The 21,564-nt window shown below is 69.1% G+C and carries 21 protein-coding genes and 1 pseudogene; 12 read left to right on the plus strand and 10 right to left on the minus strand.

The window, feature by feature from the left end; genetic code table 11:
- Positions 1-9: 9 nt before the first annotated feature.
- The 3 genes from DDE10_RS15805 to DDE10_RS15815 are packed head-to-tail and all read right to left on the minus strand — an operon-like array spanning position 10 to position 4,590.
- Complete coding sequence (locus DDE10_RS15805) at positions 10-1,281, minus strand: dihydrolipoamide acetyltransferase family protein (protein WP_114953755.1); 1,272 nt, start codon at positions 1,279-1,281, stop codon at positions 10-12.
- Positions 1,281-3,371, minus strand: a complete 2,091-nt coding sequence (locus tag DDE10_RS15810; RefSeq protein WP_114953756.1) for a transketolase C-terminal domain-containing protein — start codon at positions 3,369-3,371, stop codon at positions 1,281-1,283. Before DDE10_RS15810 ends, DDE10_RS15805 begins: the two co-directional genes overlap by 1 nt.
- Positions 3,364-4,590 (minus strand): amino acid aminotransferase, encoded by a 1,227-nt coding sequence (locus DDE10_RS15815; protein ID WP_284734702.1) that lies wholly within the window; start codon positions 4,588-4,590, stop codon positions 3,364-3,366. The genes DDE10_RS15810 and DDE10_RS15815 overlap by 8 nt, the downstream gene beginning before the upstream one ends.
- A 108-nt stretch (positions 4,591-4,698) precedes the next feature.
- On the opposite strand from DDE10_RS15815, the gene DDE10_RS15820 reads away from it, so the two are divergent.
- From DDE10_RS15820 to ligD, 3 genes are all read left to right on the plus strand, one after another.
- Positions 4,699-5,160: an Lrp/AsnC family transcriptional regulator gene (locus DDE10_RS15820; RefSeq protein WP_114953758.1), complete on the plus strand. Its 462-nt coding sequence runs from the start codon at positions 4,699-4,701 to the stop codon at positions 5,158-5,160.
- Between the two features lie 90 nt (positions 5,161-5,250).
- Complete coding sequence (gene ku, locus DDE10_RS15825) at positions 5,251-6,174, plus strand: non-homologous end joining protein Ku (RefSeq protein WP_114953858.1); 924 nt, start codon at positions 5,251-5,253, stop codon at positions 6,172-6,174.
- A 154-nt stretch (positions 6,175-6,328) separates the two neighbouring features.
- A complete protein-coding gene (gene ligD / locus DDE10_RS15830; RefSeq protein ID WP_114953759.1) occupies positions 6,329-8,869 on the plus strand; it encodes a DNA ligase D in 2,541 nt (846 codons plus the stop codon).
- Between the two features lie 47 nt (positions 8,870-8,916).
- On the opposite strand, the gene DDE10_RS15835 is transcribed toward ligD, so the two are convergent.
- Positions 8,917-9,780 carry an AraC family transcriptional regulator gene (locus tag DDE10_RS15835; RefSeq protein ID WP_114953760.1) on the minus strand — a complete coding sequence of 288 codons (864 nt, stop codon included), beginning with the start codon at positions 9,778-9,780 and terminating at the stop codon, positions 8,917-8,919.
- Between the two features lie 202 nt (positions 9,781-9,982).
- Between DDE10_RS15835 and DDE10_RS15840 the strand changes: the two genes are divergently transcribed.
- Positions 9,983-10,468: an energy transducer TonB gene (locus tag DDE10_RS15840; RefSeq protein ID WP_284734703.1), complete on the plus strand. Its 486-nt coding sequence runs from the start codon at positions 9,983-9,985 to the stop codon at positions 10,466-10,468.
- Between the two features lie 11 nt (positions 10,469-10,479).
- Positions 10,480-10,836: a BlaI/MecI/CopY family transcriptional regulator gene (locus DDE10_RS15845; protein WP_162806664.1), complete on the plus strand. Its 357-nt coding sequence runs from the start codon at positions 10,480-10,482 to the stop codon at positions 10,834-10,836.
- Positions 10,837-10,860: 24 nt separating this feature from the next.
- Here DDE10_RS15845 and DDE10_RS15850 read toward each other — a convergent pair whose 3' ends face one another.
- From DDE10_RS15850 to DDE10_RS15860, 3 genes are all read right to left on the minus strand, one after another.
- Positions 10,861-11,508 (minus strand): cytochrome b/b6 domain-containing protein, encoded by a 648-nt coding sequence (locus tag DDE10_RS15850; RefSeq protein WP_114953763.1) that lies wholly within the window; start codon positions 11,506-11,508, stop codon positions 10,861-10,863.
- A 12-nt stretch (positions 11,509-11,520) separates the two neighbouring features.
- Positions 11,521-12,045, minus strand: a complete 525-nt coding sequence (locus DDE10_RS15855) for a c-type cytochrome (protein WP_284734704.1) — start codon at positions 12,043-12,045, stop codon at positions 11,521-11,523.
- A gap of 221 nt (positions 12,046-12,266) precedes the next feature.
- Positions 12,267-12,602 (minus strand): glycine zipper 2TM domain-containing protein, encoded by a 336-nt coding sequence (locus tag DDE10_RS15860; protein ID WP_114953764.1) that lies wholly within the window; start codon positions 12,600-12,602, stop codon positions 12,267-12,269.
- 252 nt (positions 12,603-12,854) lie between these two features.
- Between DDE10_RS15860 and DDE10_RS15865 the strand changes: the two genes are divergently transcribed.
- The 5 genes and pseudogenes from DDE10_RS15865 to DDE10_RS15885 form a co-directional block, all read left to right on the plus strand.
- Positions 12,855-14,090, plus strand: a complete 1,236-nt coding sequence (locus DDE10_RS15865) for a toxic anion resistance protein (RefSeq protein ID WP_114953765.1) — start codon at positions 12,855-12,857, stop codon at positions 14,088-14,090.
- 16 nt (positions 14,091-14,106) lie between these two features.
- Positions 14,107-14,844, plus strand: coding sequence for an MFS transporter (locus DDE10_RS15870; protein WP_114953766.1), 738 nt, complete (start codon positions 14,107-14,109; stop codon positions 14,842-14,844).
- A gap of 7 nt (positions 14,845-14,851) precedes the next feature.
- Entirely contained in the window at positions 14,852-15,571 is a 720-nt protein-coding gene (locus tag DDE10_RS15875) for a hypothetical protein (protein ID WP_114953767.1), read from the plus strand.
- Between the two features lie 43 nt (positions 15,572-15,614).
- A complete protein-coding gene (locus tag DDE10_RS15880) occupies positions 15,615-15,893 on the plus strand; it encodes a type II toxin-antitoxin system ParD family antitoxin (RefSeq protein WP_114953768.1) in 279 nt (92 codons plus the stop codon).
- 21 nt (positions 15,894-15,914) lie between these two features.
- A pseudogene (locus DDE10_RS15885) lies at positions 15,915-16,196 on the plus strand (type II toxin-antitoxin system RelE/ParE family toxin); the annotation flags it as partial.
- Between the two features lie 60 nt (positions 16,197-16,256).
- On the opposite strand, the gene DDE10_RS15890 reads toward DDE10_RS15885, so the two are convergent.
- Positions 16,257-16,439, minus strand: coding sequence for a hypothetical protein (locus tag DDE10_RS15890; RefSeq protein WP_114953770.1), 183 nt, complete (start codon positions 16,437-16,439; stop codon positions 16,257-16,259).
- Positions 16,440-16,535: 96 nt separating this feature from the next.
- Between DDE10_RS15890 and DDE10_RS15895 the strand changes: the two genes are divergently transcribed.
- Complete coding sequence (locus tag DDE10_RS15895; protein WP_114953771.1) at positions 16,536-17,516, plus strand: bile acid:sodium symporter family protein; 981 nt, start codon at positions 16,536-16,538, stop codon at positions 17,514-17,516.
- Positions 17,517-17,525: 9 nt separating this feature from the next.
- On the opposite strand, the gene DDE10_RS15900 is transcribed toward DDE10_RS15895, so the two are convergent.
- Positions 17,526-18,680: an aminotransferase gene (locus DDE10_RS15900; RefSeq protein ID WP_114953772.1), complete on the minus strand. Its 1,155-nt coding sequence runs from the start codon at positions 18,678-18,680 to the stop codon at positions 17,526-17,528.
- A gap of 77 nt (positions 18,681-18,757) precedes the next feature.
- A complete protein-coding gene (locus DDE10_RS23870; RefSeq protein WP_284734705.1) occupies positions 18,758-19,987 on the minus strand; it encodes a cell wall hydrolase in 1,230 nt (409 codons plus the stop codon).
- A 303-nt stretch (positions 19,988-20,290) separates the two neighbouring features.
- Here DDE10_RS23870 and DDE10_RS15910 point away from each other — a divergent pair, with 303 nt between their 5' ends.
- Positions 20,291-21,517 carry a hypothetical protein gene (locus DDE10_RS15910; protein ID WP_114953773.1) on the plus strand — a complete coding sequence of 409 codons (1,227 nt, stop codon included), beginning with the start codon at positions 20,291-20,293 and terminating at the stop codon, positions 21,515-21,517.
- The last annotated feature ends 47 nt before the right edge of the window (positions 21,518-21,564 follow it).

Here is a 21,564-nt window from a genome sequence, read left to right on the forward strand (position 1 = left end):
ATGGCGGCTTCAGTCTATCGGCCAGGTCTCGATCAGCTCGACGAAGCGGCTGAGCCAGGCATTGGTCTGGTGGCCGTCGACGACCCGGTGGTCGATGGTCAGCGAGACATAGGCCATCGGCCGGATCTGGATCGCGTCGACCCCGCCGACCTCGCGCACCACCACCCTCTTCTCGAGCTTGCCGACCCCGAGAATGGCCGATTGCGGCTGGTTGATGATGATCGGCGCAGCGAAGAGCGAACCGGAAACGCCGTGGTTCGAAATGGTGAAGGTGCCGCCGCGGACGTCGGCGCCGGTCAGCTGCTCGCGCCGGGCGCGCCCGACCAGGTCGTCGAGGCCGGCAGCGACTCCCTTCAGCGACAGCTTCTGGACCTGGCGCAGCACCGGCACGATCAGGCCCTTGGTGCCCAAGGCGGTGCCGACGCCGATATTGATGTCGTCGAAGATTTCGAGCTTGTCTTCGTGCCAGCGGCTGTTGATCGCCGGAGCCACCTTCATCGCCTCGGCCGCGGCGGCGACGAGATAGGCGGTGTAGGTGAGGTTGACGCCCGCTTTCGCCCAACTCTCCTTGTGGCGGTCGCGATGGGCGGCGATCGCGCTGAAATCCGCTTCGAAGACGGCGGTGACGTGGGGCGCCTGCGTCACCGAGGCATGCATGTTCTCGGCGATGCGAAGGCGCATGCGATCGTGCGGCACGAAGTGCGAGCGGATGTCGGCCGTGCCGGCGGGGATCACGCCTTCGGCCGGCTGGCGCACCCGGGTCGCCTCCTCGACCGCGCGGTCGACATCGGCGCGGGTGATGCGGCCACCCTTGCCGGTACCGTGGATGCGGGCGGGATCGATATCGTGCTGAAGGATGGCGCGCTTGACCGAAGGGGAGAAGCGGGTCTCGCGGTCCGCTTCCTGCGTGGGTGGCGGGCTCGAAACCTGCGGCTGCGCCCCTCGACCCGGCCTTTCCTGAGCGCCGCCGCCGGCGGCGTCGAAGGTCTCGGGACGCACGGGCTCGGAGGAGGGTGCGGGCTCGGAATGCTCGGCGGTGCCCATGTCCAGCGCGGGCGCGATGCGACCGAGCAGGGCGCCGGGGACGGCCTCGGCATCGGTGTGGAGGAGGATCTCGCGCAGGATCCCGGATGCGGGCGCCGGGACCTCCATCGCGACCTTGTCGGTCTCGAGCTCGACCAGCGGCTCATGCTCCTCGACCTTGTCGCCGACCTGCTTGAGCCAGGCGCGGACGACGGCCTTGGTGCCTTCCTGCTCCTCGGGAACGACGACGTCGATCATCAGAACCTCACCAGCTCCTCGATCTTGGCCTGGATCTTCGCCACCGACGGCACCGCCCAGTCGAGCAGGACCGGAGCGTGCGGGCTGGGTATGTCGGGCATGGTCAGCCGAGAGACGGGGGCATCGAGATCGAGGAACGCCTCGTCGGCGACGACCGCGGCGATCTCGGCGCCGAAGCCGGCGGTGCGCAGATCCTCGTGGACGATGAGGCAGCGTCGAGTGCGGCGGACCGACTCAAGCACCGCCTCGCGATCCCAGGGCATCAGGGTGCGCAGGTCGATGAGATCGGCGGAGATTCCGGCCGCCTTCGCCGCCGCCTCGCAGCGCGGCACCATCGCGCCCCAGGCGACGAGGCTGATGTCGTCGCCTTCCGTCACCTTGCGCGCGCGGCCGAAGGGCAGGACATAATCGTCGCCCGGCCATGGCCGCCGCGCCCAGGCATCGTCGAGCATCGCCCGATGCTCGAGGAAGACGGTGGGGTCGTTGCCGCGCAGCGCGGAGCGAAGCAGGCCGACGGCGTCCTCGGCATTGGAGGGGACCGCCACCATCCAGCCCGGATTGTGGAGGAACTGCACCTCGTTGGTCTGGCTGTGCCAGGGATCGCCGCACCTGAGGAAGCCGACCGGCATGCGCAGCACCATCGGGGCGGCGAAGCGGTTGCGGGTGCGCCAGCGGATCGTGCCGCAATCGTTGATCTGCTCCAGCGCCGGTTCGGCATATTTGCGGAACTGGATCTCGGGGACGGGCAGCAGCCCGGCGAGCGCCATGCCGACCGCGCGGCCGACAATGCCTTCCTCGCTGAGGCTGGTATCGAACACCCGGTCGGAACCATGCCTTTCCTGGAGGCCCAGCGTGACGCCGTGGACGCCGCCCTTGGGGCCGATATCCTCGCCGAACAGCACCATCCGCTTGTTGAGCGCGAGCTCCTGGTCGAGCGTGCGGCGGATCGCCGAGCCCATGTTGAGGCGCTGGCCTTCGGGACGCGGAGTCTCGGTCGAGCGCGGGGCGCGATAGCCGCGGGTCCACTGGCCGCCGCGCTGCTGCATCTCGCCTTCGTAGAAGAGATGGGCGGTCACCGCCTCGGGATCGCTCGGCCCGCGCGCCTCCGCCTCGGCGCAGGCGGCCGCGACGGCGGCCTCGGCCTCGGCCGCGATCGACTCCCATTCGCCCTCGTCGAGCAGCGAACCGACCAGATGGGATCTGAGCCGGGGCAGCGGATCGCGCGCCCACTCGGCCTCTACCACTTCGCTGGATTTGTACGCCTGTGTGTCCTGGGCGCTATGCCCCTGCAGGCGCGGCACCGTCAGGCGCAGCAGCGCGGGGCCGTGGCGGCCGCGGACATGGCCGAGCGCGCGATCGATCAGCCGCCCCGCCTCGGCCGGCTCGGTGCCGTCGCCGGAAAAGATCTCGAGGCCGGCGAAACCCGACAGATTGCGGCCGATGTCGCCGCCTGGAGTCTGCACGGTCGAGGGCACGGAGATGCCGAAGCCATTGTCCTCGATGTAGAAGAGCATCGGCAGCTCCAGCGTCGTCGCCATGGTGAGCGCCGACCAGAAGCCGTTGGTGGCGACCGAGGCGTCGCCGCCGAGCACGACCGCCACCGCCTTGTCATAGGCGCGGTCGCCGAGCACCTTGCGGTGATAGTCGATCGCCTGGGCCCAGCCGGCGGTCGGCGTGTACTGGGCACCGACGCCGCCGGCCATCGGCAAGGCCGGGCAGCCGCCCGGATTGGGATAGTTGAAGACGACGCCGATATCGCGTCCGTCGGAATAGCCACCCGCCCGGCCCATGCCGGAGCCGAGCGCGTCGGCGAGCGGAACGCCCAGAGCGAGCAGCAAGGGCCGGGAACGGTAATAGCCGCCGGCGGCGTCATGGCGGTCGGTCAGCCGCGACCCCAGCAGGATCTGGGCCATGTCGTGGCCACGCGCACTGAATTGGTAGAGGACCTTGCGCTCGGGAACGAGACGCTCCTCCTCGAGCCGGTCGAGCGCGCGGCTGACATGGACCAGATAGGCGACCCGGCGCCAATCGAACGCCGGATCGGGTACATTCGAACGTAGATCGGACTCGCGAAACGGCGCGTCAGACATCCGGCAGGTGCTCCGTTACCGCCGCCGCGAACCGCTCGACGCCATCGTCCGACAGGCCGACGACGTTGAACCGGCCGCTGCCGGCCATGTAGATGCCGTGGCTCTTGCGCAGCGCGAGCACGGCATCGGGCGACAACGGCAGCATCGAGAACATGCCGTTCTGGCGCCCGATATATTCGAGCCTGGGATCGAAGGCGGCGAGCCGCGCGCGGATGGTGCGGATGCGCCGACACATCTCGTCCAGCTCGACGCGCCAGTCGGCGCGAAGCTCGGGGTCGGACAGGACGATGCGCACGGCGGCGGCGCCGTGATCGGGCGGCATCGACCACATGGTGCGGGCGAGCGAGAGCAGATTGCCGAAGGCGAGCGCGGCGATGCGCGCATTCTGCCCCTTGACGAACAGGCTGCCGGTCCGCTCGCGATAGATTCCGAAATTCTTGTCGCAACTCTGCGCGACCAGCGCCTGCTCGGCCGCCTCCACCACCAGGCGGGTGCCGGCCGCGTCGGCCTCGAGCCCGTTGCCGAGCCCCTGATAGGCGAGATCGACGAACGGGATCAGGCCGCGCTCCGACACCAGGTCGGCGATCGCGCGCCACTGGTCGAGGTCGAGATCGGCGCCGGTCGGATTGTGACAGCTGCCGTGGAGCAGGACGAGATCGCCGGCGCGGGCGCCGCGGAGCGCCTCCATCATCGCGTCGAAGCGGATCTCGCGGCTGTCGCGGTCGTAATAGGGATGATCGACCATGTTGACGCCCGCCCGGCCGATCAGCGGCTGATGGTTGGGCCAGGTCGGTTGGCCGACGAAGATCCGGGCGTCCGGATCGGCTGCCGCGATCAGCTCGGCGCCGAGCCGAAGGGCGCCGCACCCGCCCGGGGTCTGAACGCCGACGATGCGGTCGTCCGCCGCCGTGGCATCGCCGAAGACGATCGGCTTGATCAGCTCGACGAAGTGAGCGTCGCCCTGGGAGCCGAGATAGGCCTTGGTCTTCTGGCTCTGGAGCAGGATATGCTCGGCCGCCTTGATGCAGCGCAGGATCGGGGTGTTGCCGGCGGCGTCGCGATAGACGCCGACGCCGACGTCGATCTTCTCGGGGCGCGGATCCGCGTCGCACAAGGCGATCAGCGCCAGCAAGGCATCCGCCGGCTGCTCCTCGAGCCGGTCCAGCAGCATCCGCCGCTCGGCGACCAGCACGTCCTGTTCCATTCCCGCTGTCTCCATCTCACTTGCTCCCTTACACCGGAATTTTGCGATAGTGCCGTCATTCATTGACTGGAAACGACCGTTGGTGAAATAGATATTTCAACCAAAGTCAGGCGCCCGAGAGCAATGTTTCACCTCGACGAAATCGATCGGCGAATCGTCCGCGAGCTTCAGCGCGACGGCAGCCTCAGTCACGCTGCCCTGGCCGAGCGGGTCGGCGCTTCGCCGGCCTCCGTGTGGCGCCGTGTCCGCCAGCTCGAGAAAGCGGGCGTCCTGGGGGCGACGGTACGGCTGGCCAGCGCCGAGATGCTCGGCCGGAGCGTCAACGTCCTATGCCAGGTTCGCATGACGCGCCAGTCCATCGAGGCGCGGGCCGAGTTCGAGGAGTTCATCCGATCGCGCGCCGAGATCGTCGAATGCTACGCCATGTCCGGTGAATGGGATTATCTGCTGCGCATCGCCGTCGAGGACGTCGCCGACTATGACCGCTTCATCATGCGCGGCGTCCTCGCCCATCCCAGCGTCGCCAACGCCGCGAGCAATTTCGCACTGCGGCAAGTAAAGTATACGACGGAGATACCGGTCTAGACGGGCGCCCGCGGCGATCTCGGCGAGGCCGACGGAACCGCGCCCCCTTCCCGTCGATTGAACCGGGAGCGAATCGATCCGGAGCAGAGCATGGCCGCACGCGCCTATTGGAAGGGACAGATCAGGCTGGCCCTGGTGTCCATCCCCGTCGAGATCTTCAGCGCCACCAAGAGCGGCGCGACGATCGCCTTCAACCAGATCCACGAGCCGTCGGGCAAACGGATCAAATATGAGAAGGTGGTGCCCGGCATCGGCCCGGTCGATCCGGACGAGATCGTCAAGGGCTACCAATATGAGAAAGGCTCCTATGTCCTTCTCGAGGACGAGGAGCTGGAGGCGGTCAAGCTGGAAAGCAAGAAGACTCTCGAGCTCACCCAGTTCGTCGATCATGACGAGATCGACGTGCTCTATTTCGAGAAGCCCTATTACGTCGTGCCCGCCGACGATCTCGCCGAGGAGGCCTATATCGTCCTCAGGGAAGCGCTGCGCGAGACGAAGAAGGTAGCGATCGGCCAGCTCGCCATGCGCGGCCGCGAATATATCGTCAGCCTGAAGCCGTGCGGGCGCGGCATCGTGCTCGAGACGCTGCGCTATGCCGACGAGGTCAACAAGGCGCAGAACTATTTTCGCGACATCGGCGACGACAAGCCGGACGAGGAGCTGCTCGACCTCGCCGAGGCGCTGATCGACCGCAAGACCGCCAAGTTCGATCCGGGCAAGTTCCACGATCGCTATGTCGAGGCGCTCCAGGACCTGATCGAGCGCAAGCGCAAGGGCAAGACGATCCATGCCGAGGAAGAGGAGAAGCCGGCGCGCGGCATGAACGTCGTCGACCTGATGGCGGCGCTGAAGCGCTCGATCGACAAGCCTGGCGAAGGCGGTGGCGCGGCGCGCAAATCCGGCGGCGGCACCAAGACCACGGCGAAGAAGGCACCGGCCAAGAAGGCGCCCGCCAAGAAGGCTCCGGCGAAGAAAAGCGCGGCGAAGGCCGAGCCGGCCCGCAAGCGGGCGTGAGGGGAAGCGGCCCTCACATTCTGGAGATAAGCCCTCCCCTTGATGGGGAGGGTTTGGGTGGGGTGGAGTCTCCGCCTGCGCGGAGATCGGCATTGGCTCCACCCCCACCAACCTCCCCCATCAAGGGGGAAGCTATATCGCTGCGGGGGTGGTGATGGCGCGCGACCAGAATTCCCTCGAGATCTACAATCGCAAGCGCGATTTCTCGAAGACCGCCGAGCCGCCGGGCGGGTTCGACACCCTGCCCTGGGGCGATGGCAACGGCTTCATGATCCAGAAGCATGACGCCACCCGCCTCCATTACGATCTCAGGCTCGAGCTGGACGGCGTGCTGAAGAGCTGGGCGGTGCCCAACGGCCCGAGCCTCGATCCGGCCGACAAGCGGCTCGCGGTCCAGACCGAGGACCATCCCTTGAGCTATGCCACGTTCGAGGGGACGATCCCCAAGGCAGAATATGGCGGCGGCACGGTGATGCTGTGGGACCGTGGCCTGTGGGCCCCCGTTCCGGGCAAGGACCCCCGCAAGAGCCTGAAGCAGGGCCATCTCCACTTCTTCGTCGACGGCGAACGGATGAAGGGCGAGTGGATCCTGATCCGCCTGTCGAAGCGACCGGGCGAGAAGAAGGAGAACTGGATCCTGCGCAAGGTAGCGGACGCGCATGTCGGCAATCCGACCGGCCTCACCGACCGCTATCTCACCTCGATCCGGACCGGCCGGACGATGCTGGAGATCGCCGCCGGCAAGAAGGCGAAGGACCTGGCCTCCTTCCGCCGAAAGCCGAAATGGACGCTGGATGTCCCCTCGTCGTCCGCGGGAAAGCGCGGATCCGACACCCCTCCTCAGCGCGCAGGGTCGAAGCGGTCCGCAAAGCGGGGCTCCGGCCGTATCCCGGCCTTTCGCGCGCCCCAGAAGGCGACCCTGGTGGATCACGTGCCCGACGGCACGGGCTGGATCCACGAGATGAAATATGACGGCTATCGCTGCCTGCTCGGCCTGGGCGGCGGCACGGCGCGCATCTACACCCGCAAGGGGCTCGACTGGACCGACAAGTTCCCGGAGATCGCCGAGGCGGCCGGCCGGCTGGATGCCGGATCGGCGCTGCTCGACGGCGAGATCGTCCGGCTCGACGACAAGGGCAATACCGGCTTCTCCGCCCTCCAGCAGGCGATCAGCGAGGGCGGTCGCGGCCTCACCTTGTTCCTGTTCGACGCGCTCGCGCTGGACGGCGAGGATCTGACCGCCCTCGGCACGGTCGAGCGCAAGGCACGGCTGTCGGCGCTGATCGGCGACGGGCTGCCGCCCTACATCCTCTATGCCGACCACATTGTCGGCCAGGGCGAGAAGCTGCTCGAGGCGATGTGCGAAGCGGGTCAGGAGGGGATCATCTCCAAGCGCGCCGACGCGCCCTATCGCGGCACGCGCTCGACGAGCTGGCTCAAGATCAAATGCACCAACCGGCAGGAATTCGTCATCGTCGGCTGGACGCCGAGCGAGGCGAAGGCGCGCGGCTTCCGCTCGCTGCTGCTGGCGGTGAACGAAGGCGGCACGCTGCGCTACGCCGGCAAGGTCGGCACCGGCTTCTCGATGAAGACCATCCAGGACCTGCTCGAGGCGATGCGGCCGCTGGCGGCGCGCAAGACGCCGACCGACGTGCCGCGCGCCGATGCCCGCGGCGCCCATTGGGTGCGGCCGGAACTGGTCGCGGAGATCGCCTTCGCCGAGTTCACCTCCGAAGGGATATTGCGCCACGCGAGCTTCATCGGCCTGCGCGACGACAAGCCGGCCGCCGAAGTGGTGGCGGAACGGCCCAAGCCGGCGCCGCCGCCGTCGGGGGACCGCGTCAAGATCAGCAATCCCGACCGGACCATCTTCCCCGAATCCGGGATCACCAAGGGCGAGCTCGCCGCCTATGTCCGCGCGGTGGCGCCGCTGATGCTGCCCTGGGCGGCGCATCGGCCGCTCACTTTGGTCCGCTGTCCCCAGGGCCGCGGCAAGAAATGCTTCTATCAGAAGCACGATGCCGGGACTTTCGGCGACCGCGTCCTCCACATCCCGATCGAGGAGAAGAAGGGCGAGGTCGAGGACTATCTCTATGTCGAGGACCAGGACGGGCTGCTCGCCCTCATCCAGATGGGCACGATCGAGATCCACGGCTGGGGGTCGCGCACCGAGGATGTCGAGAAGCCGGACCGGATCGTGTTCGATATCGACCCGGACGAGGGGCTCGGCTTCGACAAGGTGCGCAAGGCGGCGCGCGACCTCAAGCGCCATCTCGCCGACATCGGGCTGGCCACCTTCCCGATGCTGACCGGCGGCAAGGGCGTCCATGTCATCGTGCCGCTGAAGCCCCGGGCGAAATGGCCGGAGGTCAAGGACTTCGCCCAGCGCTTCGCGATCGCCCTGGCGACGGCGGAGCCGGACCGGTTCACCGCCAACCTGTCCAAGGCGAGCCGCAAGGGCCGGATGTTCATCGACTATCTGCGCAACCAGCGCGGATCGACGGCGATCCTGCCTTATTCCGCACGGGCGCGCCCCGGAGCGCCGGTCGCGGCGCCGGTCCATTGGGACGAGCTGGACTCGATGGAGAGCGGCGCCCGGTTCAGCGTGCGCGACGCCGAGCTGCTCGCCGAGCGGGCGGCCAGCCTGCCGCTGCGCGGCTGGGGCGAAGCCGACCAGATGCTGCCGGATCTGTAGCCGCCGCCTTCAAGCTACGCACCGTCCGGACCGGCCCGCAAAGACTCCTATTTCTGAGTCATCGCCCATTGCTGGGGTGCCATGCCATATTGCTTGCGAAAGGCGTGGCTGAGCGCGGTCTGGTCGGAATAGCCGGCCACCTCCGCCGCTTCCGCCACCGAGCCGGCGCCGCTCGCCAGGAATTCGGCGGCGCGGGCGAGCCGAAGCGCGCGATGATAGGCGATCGGCGCCTGCCCGAAGGCGAGCTTGAAGAAGCGGGCGAGGTGGAACTGGGAGAGATTGGCGACCGAGGCGAGCTCGGAAAGCGTGACGGCGCGGTCGGCGCGATCGTGCAGATAGGCCCGGGCGCGCTCGAGCCGGTGGTAGAGCTCGCGGCGGGTCGACGGCTTGGCGGCCTTGAGATTGTCGATCGCCGCGCGGCTCGCGCCGAGCGGCTCGGACAGTGCGTTGCCGACATGCTCGACGATGCCGGCGGCAAGCCGCCCGCCCAGCGCCGGGTTTCGGGCGATCTCGCGGCCGTAGCGGAACAGGGCGTCCCCCAGTGCACTGGTGCGGGTCGACAGCACCACCGACCGGCCGAGCAGGCCGTCCGCGCTCCATTCGGGCGCGCCTCCGCCTTCGGCTCCGGCCGTCGGCGGCAGCATCAGGCACAGTCCGGTCGTCTCCGTGCGGTTGGTGCCGAGGCAGTCGGCGCCGGCATCGAGATAGAGATACTGGCCGGGCTCGACACGATAGCTGCGCCCGTCGACCAGATAGACCTCCTCCCCTTCAAGGACGAGCTTCACCGACGGGGCCGGCGCGCCGAGCACCGACGTCCCCGGCTTCATTCGGGACAGGACCAGCTTGCCCTTGGGCATGCAGGCTCTCGGCGCCTGCAGATGCTGCTCCATCACGCTGAATTCGGCGGCCATAGTGCCTTGTTCCCCTTTCCTTTTTTGCCACCTAGCCGAATCGAAGCTGAACGCGGGATTGACGGCTACGTTTGTAGCAGGGAGCGGTCCCTAAAGTTCGCAAGATCGAACATATCATCGGCAAGTCCGGTCATGGGCAGCGTTGTTCGACGGGGCTAGCGTTGGTTTCGACAGGGGTAGCTTTGGGATGGGGAGTCCTCCCATGAAGTCGACAGTCTGTATCGCCGCGGCCCTGGCCGCGCTCGCTTTCGCCGCGGCCCCGGCCGCCGCCGGCACGCCGCACCAGGATTTCCGCGCCTGGCTCGGCCATGCGATCGAGGCGAACATGGTCTTCCCGCGCGAGCTCGAGCAGAACCATGTCAGCGGCGTCGCCACCGTGCGCTTCCACGTCGACGGCAGCGGCCGCACCACCGGCGCCGAGATCGTCGAGAGCTCCGGCGAGCGCGCGATCGACCGCGCCGCCCTTCAGACGATCCGGCGCCTCGCGCTTCCCGCGAACGCGCCCGCCGGCCCGCATCTCGCGGTGCTCCAATATGGCACCGAGGTCGGCCTGGCCGACGCCGCCGCCCACCGGGCCCAGATGGGCGGCGCGCTCGGTCGCGCCGAGCTTGCCGCGCGGGAGATCCGGCAGCAGCGCCAGGCCTACGCAAGGTCCGGCCGCTCCGCGGCCCGGTCGACGATCGACTGAGCCGAGGGCCTGTGGAGATAGAGCGCCTGGCGCCGCGGGAACGCGAGCTCGCCCAGATCGTGGTCGCGCTGGGCGAGGCCAGCGCGACCGACATCGAGCGCAAGCTCAGTGATCCGCTCAGCAACTCGGCGGTCCGCTCGATGCTCCGCCGGCTCGAGCGCAAGGGCGTCGTCCGCCGTCACCGGCGCGGGAACAAGTTCGTCTACGTGTCGGCGACGCCGACGCCCGCCGCACGGGTGGAGGCGCTGCGGCGGATCAGCCAGGAATATTTCGGCGGCTCGCTCGCCGCGGCGGCAGCGGCCATCGCCGAGCTCGCGCGGACCGAGCGCGCGACCGCATCGAGCCTGGGCGTGCGCCGCACGGGCTAGGATCTGCCCTGGCCGGGACAGTCTCTAGAAAGGCGGCGCGCCGCTCCAGATCCACCAGGCAAAGAGCAGGGCGAAAGCGGCGGCGGGGAGCAGCCGCCAGGCAGGCACGGCACGCATCGGCTCCGCCCCCGCCGGCACGTCGCCGCGGCCGGTCACCATCGGCCGGAGCAGGTTCCTCCGCTTGACGAGGCCGTGATAGAGGATAGCGGCGACGTGGATGCCGATCAGGACGAGGAGCAGGTTGAAGCCGTCCTCGTGCAATTCGTGGGCCGCTTCGGAAAGGTCGTAGCTGACGAGATGGGCCAGCGGTGCCGGATCGAGCCCGTCCTCGTCGCTCGAGATCAGCCCCAGGACGACATGCACGACGAGCAGCCCCAGCAAGGCGAGGACGCTGAGCGCCCCGAGCGGATTGTGGCCGACCGAGGCCGGCGCGCGCCCGCCGAGATAGGCGCGGATCGCGCCCGGCCCTTTCACGAAACTCGAGAAGCGCGCGGTCGAGCTGCCGATCAGCCCCCAGACCAGGCGGAAGACGAGCAGGGCGACGATGGCGAAGCCGGCCCGGTAGTGCCAGGCGAGCGCGTCATTCTCGGCCGTCCACCAGGCACCGGCGATCAGCAGCACGAGCAGCCAGTGGAACAGCCGCGTCGGCAAGTCCCAGATCTTCGCCCGCACGCGACCCGCCCCTCAGTCCTCGGGGGCGCGGAATCGGTCATGGCAATTCTTGCAGGCATTGCCGAGCTCGCCCATGCCGGCCCGTATCGCGTCGAGATTCCCGGTCTGGGCAGTCTGGTTGAAGCGGGCGGAGACCGCCTCGAACGCCTGCGCGCGCTCGCGGAAGGTCGCGGCGTCGGACCAGATTTCGGCCTTGGCGCGGGTCTCGCCCGCCTCCGGTCCGCTTCCTTCGGGGAACCAGGTGAGGATCTGCGGCCCGTAGCCGGCAATCAAGGCGGCATGGCGCTGGATCGTCTCGACCGACGGGCTGGAGGCCTTGAGCTCGCGGCCGAGCCCCTTCATCGCATCGCCCATCTCTTCATAATGTTCATGACGGGCGCGCATCACCGCGGCGATGTCGGTCGGAGTGCCGGCTCCGGCGGCGACATTCTCCGCCGCCTCCGCCTGGTTTTCCGGGGCCGGCGCCGGATCGCCGCCATTGCAGGCGGCGACGGTCACGAGGGCGGCGACAGAAGCGACGGTAAGCCAGGACTTCATCAGCATCTCCTTCCGCATCGGCCATGCCCCGGCGGCCGTCCGGGATCAATGCCGCGCATCGCAGAAAGGGTCCGCAAAGGCGCTCGCTTAAACGGAAACGCCCCGCCCTCCGGGGAGAGCGGGGCGCCCTCGTACCGGTCCAACGAACAGGGACCGGAACGCCGAGGCTGGTTGGAGCCGGCGGCGGAAGGCGCGGTGGTCCGCGCCTCCCGCGCCGCTCCTTAGCGGCAGCGGCTGCGGCCGCGCTGGACCTCACGGCCGATCAGCGCGCCGGCGACGGCACCGAGGATGGTGCCCGTGGTCCGCTCGCCGCGCGTGTCGATCGCCCGGCCGGCGAGGGCGCCGGCGGCGCCGCCGATGATCAGGCCGGTGGTGCCGTTCGAGCGGCGGCAGTAGCGCCGGCCGTCGCGGCCGCGCCAGGTCGGCCCGTTATAATAGCCGTCGCGGTCATAGTGGCGGCTGTAGCCGTCATAGCGCTGGGCCATGGCCGGCGTGGCAACGGTGAGCGCGGGGACCGTCATCGTCACCGCGGCGAGACCGAGAATCGCTGTGCGCATTGTCTTCTCCTTCGAATGCAGGACCGCGGGGTGGTCCCGGATCGAAGACCGGTTTAGGCCGATTCGGCTGAGCCCCTTCTGAATCGACGCGTTAGAGCGGGTTCATGAAGGTCAAGCCGACTTTGACGGTCGCGATGGCAGCGCCGGCGCCTCGCGGAGACGACTGACTTAGCGAAATAACACAGCTTGTCCCTTGCGTTGGGGCGTGGCAGGGCCCAATCTTGAAGGGCAAGGAGAAGGAGTGGGATTGCCATGGCCACGCAGACGCAAACGAACGCGGCGACCGGATCGGCCGAGGCCGCCTCGGCGCCGACGCTGACGCTCGAGCCGCCGGCGCCGCTGCAGACCGTGCAGCCGGAGCAGGCTGCGGGCCTGGTGCCGCTCAAGGAGGATCAGAAGGACGCGCTCGAGGCGCGGGTCGACACGTTCGTGAGCGAGCTGGTGGCGCTCGATTCCAACTCGCCCGAATTCGGCAAGAAGGTCGACCAGCTGACGACGATGGGCCGCAAGGAGATCGCCGAGGCCGCGGGCCATTCCAACCGCTTCCTCGATCGCCCGGTCAAGGCGATCAACAGCGACACGGGAATAGGCGCCGACCTAACCGAGCTCAGGCGCACGGTCGAGGCGCTCGATCCCGCGCGCGGCAATCTGAGCCGGCCGCGGCGGCTGCTCGGCTTCATCCCGTTCGGCAACTCGATGCGCAATTACTTCATGAAGTACCAGTCGGCGCAGACCCATATCGCCAAGATCCTGGCGGCGCTCGCCTCGGGCAAGGACGAGCTGCTGCAGGACAATGCCGCGATCGACACCGAGCGCGCGCAGATGTGGCGGACGATGGGCAAGCTCGAGCAGATGATCCACATCTCCAAGACGCTCGACGGCAAGCTCGAGGACAAGGCGAACGAGCTCGACGCCACCGAGCCGGCCAAGGCGAAGGCGATCCGCGAGACCGCGCTCTTCTACACCCGCCAGCGCACCACCGACCTGCTCACCCAGATGGCGGTGACGGTGCAGGGCTATCTCGCCCTCGATCTGGTCAAGAAGAACAATGTCGAGCTGGTGAAGGGCGTCGACCGCGCCTCGACGACCACGGTGTCGGCGCTGCGCACCGCGGTCACCGTCGCCCAGGCGCTGACCAACCAGAAGCTGGTGCTCGAGCAGATCACCGCGCTCAACACGACCACCGCGAACATGATCGAAAGCACCGGCAGCCTGCTCAAGAGCCAGTCGGCCGAGATCCACAAGCAGGCCGCTTCCTCGACGATCCCGCTCGAGACGCTGCAGCGCGCCTTCCAGAACATCTACGAGACGATGGATTCGATCGACAGCTTCAAGGTCGAGGCGCTCGGCAACATGAAGCAGACGGTCGAGACGCTGGGACGCGAGGTCGAGAAGAGCCGCGGCTATATCGCCCGCGCCGAGGGGGTCGAGCAGAACAGGCTGACCGGCACGACGGCGGACTCGCCGTTCACCGCGCTGGAAGGCTGAGGAGCCGCGAAAGCCCATGCCGCGCCATACCCGAAGCGTCGACCAGCAGATCGCCCGTTTCAACGAGGTGGTGGGCCGGATCGACCGCGGCTCGGCGGCACGGGCGGCGCAGCGCCGGCAGGTCTCGCGCAGCCTGCAGGCGGTCAGGCGCAAGGCGACCAATATCGGAGTCGCGCTCGGGATCCTCATTGCCGCGACCATCGCCTTCGGCCTCATCGTCGGCCCGATCGGGATCGGCGGCCTGTTCCTCGTCGCCGCCCTGATGGTGCTGGCCGTGCTCGTCCTGTCGGTGATGCCGACGGAGCGGCCGATCGTCGACTATAAGGACGACATGCCGAACAAGGCGGTGGTGCAGCGGCTCGACAGCCTGCTCAGCCGCAAGCGCGCCGCCCTTCCCGCCCCGGCGGCGAGCCGCCTCGACGCGATCAGCGCCCAGCTGCCCCTCCTCGAGAATCGGCTCGCCGAGACGCAGATCCTCGATCCGCTCGCCCAGGACGCGCGGCGGCTGATGGGCCGGCATCTGCCCGAGTTGATCGAGCGCTACGAGCGGGTGCCCGCCGCCTATCGCCACGAGCGCGACGGTGAGGGCCTGACCGTGGACGAGCGGCTGGTCGCCGGGCTGGACGCCGCCAGCACCGCGCTGGACGATCTCGGCCGCAAGCTCGCGCGCGAGGATTTGAACGCCTTCGAGACCCAGGGCCGGTTCATCGAGAGCCGCTACAAGGATTCGAGCGGCGCCTTGCCGAGCGAGTGACCGGCTGATGGCTTTCGAACTCGAGCGAGTCCTCTACGAGACCGAGGATTTCCTGCGCCGGAACCTGCGTTCGCGGGCCGCGCGGGAAGCGCAGAAGAGGCGCGCCAAGCGCAAGATGATCGAGGTGCTGCGCCGGGTGAAGCGCGCCGCCTATATCCTGGCCGGCCTGCTCGCCGCGATGGTCGGAGTCAGCATCTTTGTCGATGTCGGTTTCCTGACCTGGATGATGGCGATCCCGACCATCTTCCTGATCGCCTTCCTCTCGGTCTTCTGGCCGAGCCGCGGCGGCGCGGATGAAGCGCCGGAGGCGCAGGCGGTGCGGCCGCTCGACGAACTCGCGTCGCGGGTGGAGGACGGGCTCATCGACCGCTGCAAGGAGCTGCCCGGACGCGCCCTGCCGGCGGCCGACCGGATCATCGCCCGCCTCAACGAGCTGCAGCCGCACCTCGGCACCCTGGATCAGGGCTCGGTCCTCGCCGGCGACGCCCGCCGGCTGATCGGCCAGCATCTGCCGCGGCTGGTCGACACCTATCTCGACCTTCCGCCGAGCGCGCGCGGCCCGGCGACGGAGAGCAGCCAGCGCTTCATCGAGAGCCTCGAGATCGTCGGCGGCGAGCTCGACCATCTGCTCGACCAATGCTGCCGCGACCGGCAGCTCAGCTTCGAGACCCAGAACCGCTTCATCGAGAGCCGCTACAGCGAGGACCCGCGGCTCAAGGGGGAGTGAGCGGCGCCTTGAGCTTTGGCAGCTGTAGGATTAAATCCTAGCGATGCGTTCTACCCGTCAATTCAGCATAACACTGCCGAACAAGATGGCTGATCTCGTCCGCGCCCGGGTCCGGTCCGGACAATATGCCAGCGAGAGCGAGGTTGTCCGGGAGGGGTTGCGGGCCCTCCAGGCGCGGGAGCGCGCCCTCGAGGAATGGCTTCACCAGTCAGTTGGCCCGGCCTACGACGCAGTCAAGGCGCGGCCGGCCACCGTCCTCAGCGCCGAACAGATCCGAGCCGCGCTCGCGGAAGAAAAAGTGTCCTTCAGGGATGAGGGGTGACCCCTCAGGGTTCTCTTTGCCCCAGAGGTAGAAGCTCAGTTGAGAGCGCTCTACCGCTACAATGCGAAGGAAGCGTCGGCCGAAATCTCTGAAGGAAATGTCGATGCCATTGTCGACAAGTGCTTGGGCGTGGCCGAGTTTCCCAACCGAGGCACATCCCGCGAGGACGTAAGGCCCGGGTTGCGGACGATCCCGTTCCGGCGGCGGGTGACGATCGCCTATTCCGTCGACGACGAGCAGGTGCTGATCCTCGGCATCTTCTACGCGGGACAAGATTTCACCGTTTGGCCCGGCGAATCCTGAAGCCGCACCGTCGCGGCAACCTGGAATGCGCGCCCGCTCGAACTGCGTGTCGTTGTGCGCTCAAGCCCGGCCGAGCGCCTCGTCGATCTTGGCGACGACCTCGGTCGATGGCAGCGCCACCTCGAGCCGGTCGTCGCGGGAGAAATAGAGGATCGTCGTGCCTTCGTCGGTCGGGCGGACGTAGCGGACATGTTCCGGGGCGACGGCGACGCTGTCCCCGTCCTCGAGCGTGAACCAGATCATGAGCCCTCCCTCAGCGCGTGGATGAAGGGGCCTTATCCGGCTCCGGTCGCCGGGCGGCAAGTGCTTGATGCGAAGCCCGGCCGCTCCTAACCCGCGATGGTGCTGGCCCGCCTGCTCCCCGATCGCTTCATCCTCTGGCTGCTCGGGACGGTGGCGCTCGCCATCCTGCTGCCGGTCTCCGGCACGCTCGCGGGCGCGGTCGATGCCGCGACGCTGGCGGCGATCTTCGCCCTGTTCTTCCTTCACGGCGTGCGGTTGCCACGCGAGGCCCTGCTCTCCGGAGTCACCGACTGGCGGCTCCATCTCGCCATACTCGCTCTCACCTTCCTCCTGTTTCCGATCGCCGGCGTGGCGATGTCGCTGGCCATGCCGGGGCTGCTCGCCCCGGAGCTGTGGACCGGGATCCTGTTCCTGTGCGCTTTGCCTTCGACGGTGCAGAGCTCTATCGCCTACACGTCGATCGCCCGCGGCAACGTCGCCGGCGCCGTCGCCGCGGCTGCCTTCTCCAACCTGCTCGGGGTCTTCCTGACGCCGATGCTCGCGGCGCTGATGCTGGAAGCGCAGGGCGCCTCGGTCTCGCTCGCCGGCATCGGCAAGATTTTCGCCCTTCTGTTCCTGCCCTTCCTGCTCGGCCACGCGCTGCGGCCGCTGCTCCTGTCGCTGGTGAAAGACCGGCCGAGGCTCACCACCGTCGTCGACAAGGGCACGATCCTCCTGGCCGTCTACGGCGCCTTCTCGGCCGCGACGGTGGAGGGGATATGGCGCCGGCTTCCGGCGGCGGATCTGGCGATCTTGTCGGCGCTGCTGCTGGCGCTGCTCGGCTTCATCCTCGTCGCTGCCTGGGTGCTCGGCCGGATCGGCCGCTTCCCGCCGCCGAGCCGCGCCGCGATCCTGTTCTGCGGATCGGTGAAGAGCCTGGCGAGCGGCGCCCCGATGGCGCGGATCCTCTTTCCGGGCGCGGCGGGCGCGGCGGTGCTGCTGCCGGTGATGATCTTCCACACGATTCAGCTCGTCGTCTGCGCGTGGATAGCCGGCACGATGGGCCGCGCCGCCGGGGACCCCCCGACGCGTGAGTGAGAGCGACGGTCAGGCGAAGAGCCGCCTCGCTTGTCCGAGCCGCCCCATGCCCTCATCCAGCGTCTCGCGCCGCTTGGCGAAGCAGAGACGGACGACCCGCGTGACCGGATCCTCGGCATAGAAGGAGGAAACCGGGATGGCGGCGACTCCGGCTTCCCGGACCGCCCGGTCGCAGAAGGTCATGTCGTCGGCGGCGATGCCGGAGGCCGCGAGATCGACCGACAGGAAATAGGTGCCCTCGGCCGGCAGCGTCGCGTAGCCCAGCGCCTCGAGCCCGGCGCGCAAATGATCGCGCGACGCGGCGAAGGCGGCGGCGGTGCGGGCGACGTCGTCGAGCGGCTTGGCGAGGCCGAAGGCGACGGCGCTCTGCAGGTTTGGCGCCGTCGCGAAGGTGACGAACTGATGCGCCTTCGCCACCGTCTCCGCCAGCGCCGGCGGCGCCACCACCCAGCCGACCTTCCAGCCGGTCAGGGAGAAGATCTTGCCGGCGGAGCCGATCTTGACGGTCAATTCCGCCATGCCGGGCAGCCCGCAGAGCGGAATGTGACGGCGCCCGTCGAAGACGACATGCTCCCACACCTCGTCGCTGAGGACCACCGCGCCGCGGCGGACGCAATGGTCGGCGAGGAGGCGAAGCTCGGCCTCGCCGAAGACGCGCGAGGTTGGGTTGTGCGGATTGTTGAAGACGACCAGCCGGGTGCGATCGGTGAAGGCGGCGTCCAGCGCCTCGGCGGTGATCCGCCAGTCGGGCGGGACGAGCCGGACGAAGCGCGGGACGCCGCCGGCCCGCCGCACCAGCGGCAGATAGGCGTCGTAGAGCGGCTGGAAGAGCAGCACCTCGTCGCCGGGCTCGATCAGGGCGAGCAGGCTGGCGGCGATCGCCTCGGTGGCGCCGGAGGTGACGATCACCTGGCCCGCGTCGACGGCAAGGCGGTGATGGGCGCGATAATGGGCGGCGACCGCCTCGCGCAGCGCCGGAAGGCCGCGCATCGGCGCATATTGATTGGAGCCGGAGCGAAGTGCCCCGGCGGCCGCCTCGACGACGTCGTCGGGCCAGCCGAAGTCCGGAAAGCCCTGCCCGAGGTTGATCGCTTCCAGATCGCGGGCGAGGCCGGACATGATCTCGAAGATCGACGTCGGCAGTTCGGCGAAGAGCGGGTTCATCGCGGCGGCCTCATGTCGGCGAAGGCGATCTCCATGGCCGCCGCTGATCCGCCCTTCCGCGGGTCAGCAAGCCGCGGTCAGCGGCCCGCGGCGGTCTCGGCCGTGCTTGCCGGCGGCGGAGCATCGACCGTCGGCGCAGGCGCCGCGGCGGGAGCACGCGGCGCCGGGGCGGCGACCGGCCCCGGCTGGGGACGCGGCTCGGCAGGCACGGTCCCCCAGCGGCCGAGCGGCCGCTGCTGCGGGGCGTCGGGCTGGGGATCGCGGCCGGTCAGCGCCCAGCGCTGGCTGACGGTGAGGCTGCGCTCCTCGGCGCGCTCGCTGATCAGCTGCCGGGCGGTGTCCCGGCGCAGCGGCGCGTCATATCGGCGCAGCACGGCCCGCTGGAAGCTGTCGACGCTGCCGATCGGCGCGGCCCCCTCCGCGGCAGCGGCGGCGGCGGCATCGCGCTCGGTCGCGTCGCCGGCGGCAAGACGTTCCTCCGCGGTGGGCTGGCCGAAGCCGCCGCGCCAGCGGATCACGGGCTCGCTTCGCGCATAGCGACTGGCGAAGGCGGGCGGGCGGCCCCAGCCGCCGCGCCAGCGGTAGAAGATGTGGGTGCCGATGACCGCGGCCTTGGTCAGGCTGGAGGCCCAGTAGGGCACGACGTAATTGGCGTGATAATGGGTCGACCAGCCCACCGGCGCATGGACGTATCCGCCGAGAGCCGCCTCGGCGATCGCGCGGGCCCGCTCCCAATAGGAAGCCATCGGCGCACGCCGCAGCGAGCCGTCGCAGGTGAAGCTGAACTGGCAGCCGGTGACCCGCCGCGCGCCTTCGAAGACGACGCCGCAGACGGTGTTGGGATAAGCGGGATGACGGACCCGGTTGAGCACGACCTGGGCGACCGCCCGCTGCCCGTCCGTGGTCTCGCGCGCCGCCTCGTAATAGATGGCGGCGGTCAGGCATTCGAGCGAGCGGGCGCGGTCGGCCTGTTCGACGCCGGCGAGGCTGAACGGCCGAGCAGCGGGATTGGAGCCGCTCTCGACCGGGATCGCCGCGTTGACGGCGAGCGCGTCGGTGGGGGCGATCGGCCGCAATTGCGTCGCGCTCATCGTCGCCGCCCGGGCGCGAAGCCGCTCGGCCTCGGGCGTCGACACCTGGGCACCGGCGGGGGAATCGAAGCCGGGGCCGCTGCCGTGCAGGACCAAGCGGGCGCCCGCGAACACGAACAGGACCAGCATCGCGGCCAGCAGCAAGGCCGCCCGCCAGTGCGCACGCAGTACGGCCGCAAGCGGCAGCGTATCATCCTTCAACGCGAGCGAAGTCATCGAGCAACCAGTCTGCAGGAAAGGGTGACAGATAGAGGTAATACAGCCGTTCTGCAAGCTGAAGGCCAGCAAACCGTGCTTCGGGCACGGTGATCGGGGCTCCGTGTGCGCGATCGAACGTCCCGTCATTCCGGTCGACCGGCTTGTCCGATTCGTCGCAGGCCGCTGCGGACGCGGCGACCTCCGGGCTAACGGCGCCGCGGCTTTCCGATGACGGGAAGACACGGACCGGCGGCCGTTGCCGCCGGTCGCACTTTTTCGAAGGTGCCGCCGTTCGACGGCGGCGGGGAGAACGGGGTAGAGATGATGAAATCGAGCTTGATGCTGGCTGGGGCGGCCGTGTCCGCCATGGCCGTCGCCGCGGCGACCGCGGTCGCCCAGCCGGCCGGGACCGGCGCCACTGCCAATTACTGGATGTCGGCCGAGACGGCGAGCGGCTTCGCCGCCCAGGCACAGGCGGCACAGGGAGGCCGATCCGGAATGCTCGGCGCGCTCATGTCCGGGCGCGGCCAGAGCCAGTCCTACGTCCACAACCTGAACCTGCAGCTCGCCAGCCCGCGCCGTGCGGCCGGCGAGCCCAGCGCCGAACACCTGCCGCCGACGAGCCTCGGCGCCGGTCCGTCGCTGCCGCTGGTGACGCCGCAGGGCGCCCCGCCGCGCGATCCGCGCCAGCCGGTGCCGGGCATCGCCGACGGCCAAGCCCGCGGCCGCATCCTGATCTATTGGGGTTGCGGCGAGCGCGCCCGCGCCGGCCAGCCCTTCGAGATCGATCTCGCCCGGCTGTCGCGCGGCGACGTCCCGGCGGCCATGTCCGGCGTCAATTTCCGGATGATGACTCCGCCCTCGGCTTCGGGCGCCGGCACCTATGGCGAATGGCCGAACGCGCGGTCGCGAACCACCGTCCCCGCTGGCGGATCGCTGGTCGGCGACCATGTCGTTCGCGGCAATTACGCGCCCGAGATGCGCTTCTCGCTCGCGCAGGGACAGGACTTCCTGCCGCCGATCGTGCTGACGTCGAACAGCCCGGCCGCGTCCGGCGCGGTTCCGGTGGCGTGGCGACCAGTCACCGGCGCGCTCGGTTATTTCCTGATGGCGAGCGGCGCCCGCGAGGACGGCACCATCGTCATGTGGAGCTCGAGCGAGGTCCAGGCCCAGCAGATGGCGTTCGACTATCTCGCGCCGGAAGAGACGGCACGCCTGGTCCAGCAGCGCGTCCTGCTCGCGCCGCAGACGACCCAGTGCACGATTCCCGCCGAGGTTGCGTCGAGTGTGCAGGCGGCGTCGCTGATGATGAACGCCTTCGGGCCGGAAGCGAATTTCAGCCACCCCGCCCGGCCGGCGCGCGCGCCACGGGGCTGGGCGCCGGAATGGACGATGAAGCTTCGCACCCGCTCCACCCACATGGGCATGCTCGGCATGGACATGGAAGCGATGATGAGCGGCCGCGACACGCGCGAGGCGCCCGAGCCTCCGGCCGAGCGCCGCCGGCGCCGGAGCCTCAATCCGCTGCAGCGCATCTTGGGGCAGTAAGGCGGGCGCTCGCTCCGGGTATGGCGGCGAACGTGTGGTACACGTCC

Origin of the sequence: Sphingosinicella terrae (assembly GCF_003347635.1) — a bacterium.
Classification (GTDB): Bacteria; Pseudomonadota; Alphaproteobacteria; order Sphingomonadales; family Sphingomonadaceae; genus Allosphingosinicella; species Allosphingosinicella terrae.

What these genes read in the sequence shown, in the direction of transcription:
- DDE10_RS15895 (WP_114953771.1), top strand. Translation starts at nt 16,536, where the DNA reads ATGGTGCTGGCCCGCCTGCTCCCCGATCGCTTCATCCTCTGGCTGCTC.
- DDE10_RS15820 (WP_114953758.1), top strand. Translation starts at nt 4,699, where the DNA reads ATGTTTCACCTCGACGAAATCGATCGGCGAATCGTCCGCGAGCTTCAG.
- DDE10_RS15840 (WP_284734703.1), top strand. Translation starts at nt 9,983, where the DNA reads ATGAAGTCGACAGTCTGTATCGCCGCGGCCCTGGCCGCGCTCGCTTTC.
- DDE10_RS15865 (WP_114953765.1), top strand. Translation starts at nt 12,855, where the DNA reads ATGGCCACGCAGACGCAAACGAACGCGGCGACCGGATCGGCCGAGGCC.
- DDE10_RS15815 (WP_284734702.1), bottom strand. Translation starts at nt 4,590, where the DNA reads ATGGAGACAGCGGGAATGGAACAGGACGTGCTGGTCGCCGAGCGGCGG.
- ligD (WP_114953759.1), top strand. Translation starts at nt 6,329, where the DNA reads ATGGCGCGCGACCAGAATTCCCTCGAGATCTACAATCGCAAGCGCGAT.
- DDE10_RS15810 (WP_114953756.1), bottom strand. Translation starts at nt 3,371, where the DNA reads ATGTCTGACGCGCCGTTTCGCGAGTCCGATCTACGTTCGAATGTACCC.
- DDE10_RS23870 (WP_284734705.1), bottom strand. Translation starts at nt 19,987, where the DNA reads ATGACTTCGCTCGCGTTGAAGGATGATACGCTGCCGCTTGCGGCCGTA.
- DDE10_RS15860 (WP_114953764.1), bottom strand. Translation starts at nt 12,602, where the DNA reads ATGCGCACAGCGATTCTCGGTCTCGCCGCGGTGACGATGACGGTCCCC.
- DDE10_RS15835 (WP_114953760.1), bottom strand. Translation starts at nt 9,780, where the DNA reads ATGGCCGCCGAATTCAGCGTGATGGAGCAGCATCTGCAGGCGCCGAGA.
- DDE10_RS15805 (WP_114953755.1), bottom strand. Translation starts at nt 1,281, where the DNA reads ATGATCGACGTCGTCGTTCCCGAGGAGCAGGAAGGCACCAAGGCCGTC.
- DDE10_RS15890 (WP_114953770.1), bottom strand. Translation starts at nt 16,439, where the DNA reads ATGATCTGGTTCACGCTCGAGGACGGGGACAGCGTCGCCGTCGCCCCG.
- DDE10_RS15880 (WP_114953768.1), top strand. Translation starts at nt 15,615, where the DNA reads ATGCGTTCTACCCGTCAATTCAGCATAACACTGCCGAACAAGATGGCT.
- ku (WP_114953858.1), top strand. Translation starts at nt 5,251, where the DNA reads ATGGCCGCACGCGCCTATTGGAAGGGACAGATCAGGCTGGCCCTGGTG.
- DDE10_RS15870 (WP_114953766.1), top strand. Translation starts at nt 14,107, where the DNA reads ATGCCGCGCCATACCCGAAGCGTCGACCAGCAGATCGCCCGTTTCAAC.
- DDE10_RS15900 (WP_114953772.1), bottom strand. Translation starts at nt 18,680, where the DNA reads ATGAACCCGCTCTTCGCCGAACTGCCGACGTCGATCTTCGAGATCATG.
- DDE10_RS15910 (WP_114953773.1), top strand. Translation starts at nt 20,291, where the DNA reads ATGATGAAATCGAGCTTGATGCTGGCTGGGGCGGCCGTGTCCGCCATG.
- DDE10_RS15855 (WP_284734704.1), bottom strand. Translation starts at nt 12,045, where the DNA reads ATGAAGTCCTGGCTTACCGTCGCTTCTGTCGCCGCCCTCGTGACCGTC.
- DDE10_RS15875 (WP_114953767.1), top strand. Translation starts at nt 14,852, where the DNA reads ATGGCTTTCGAACTCGAGCGAGTCCTCTACGAGACCGAGGATTTCCTG.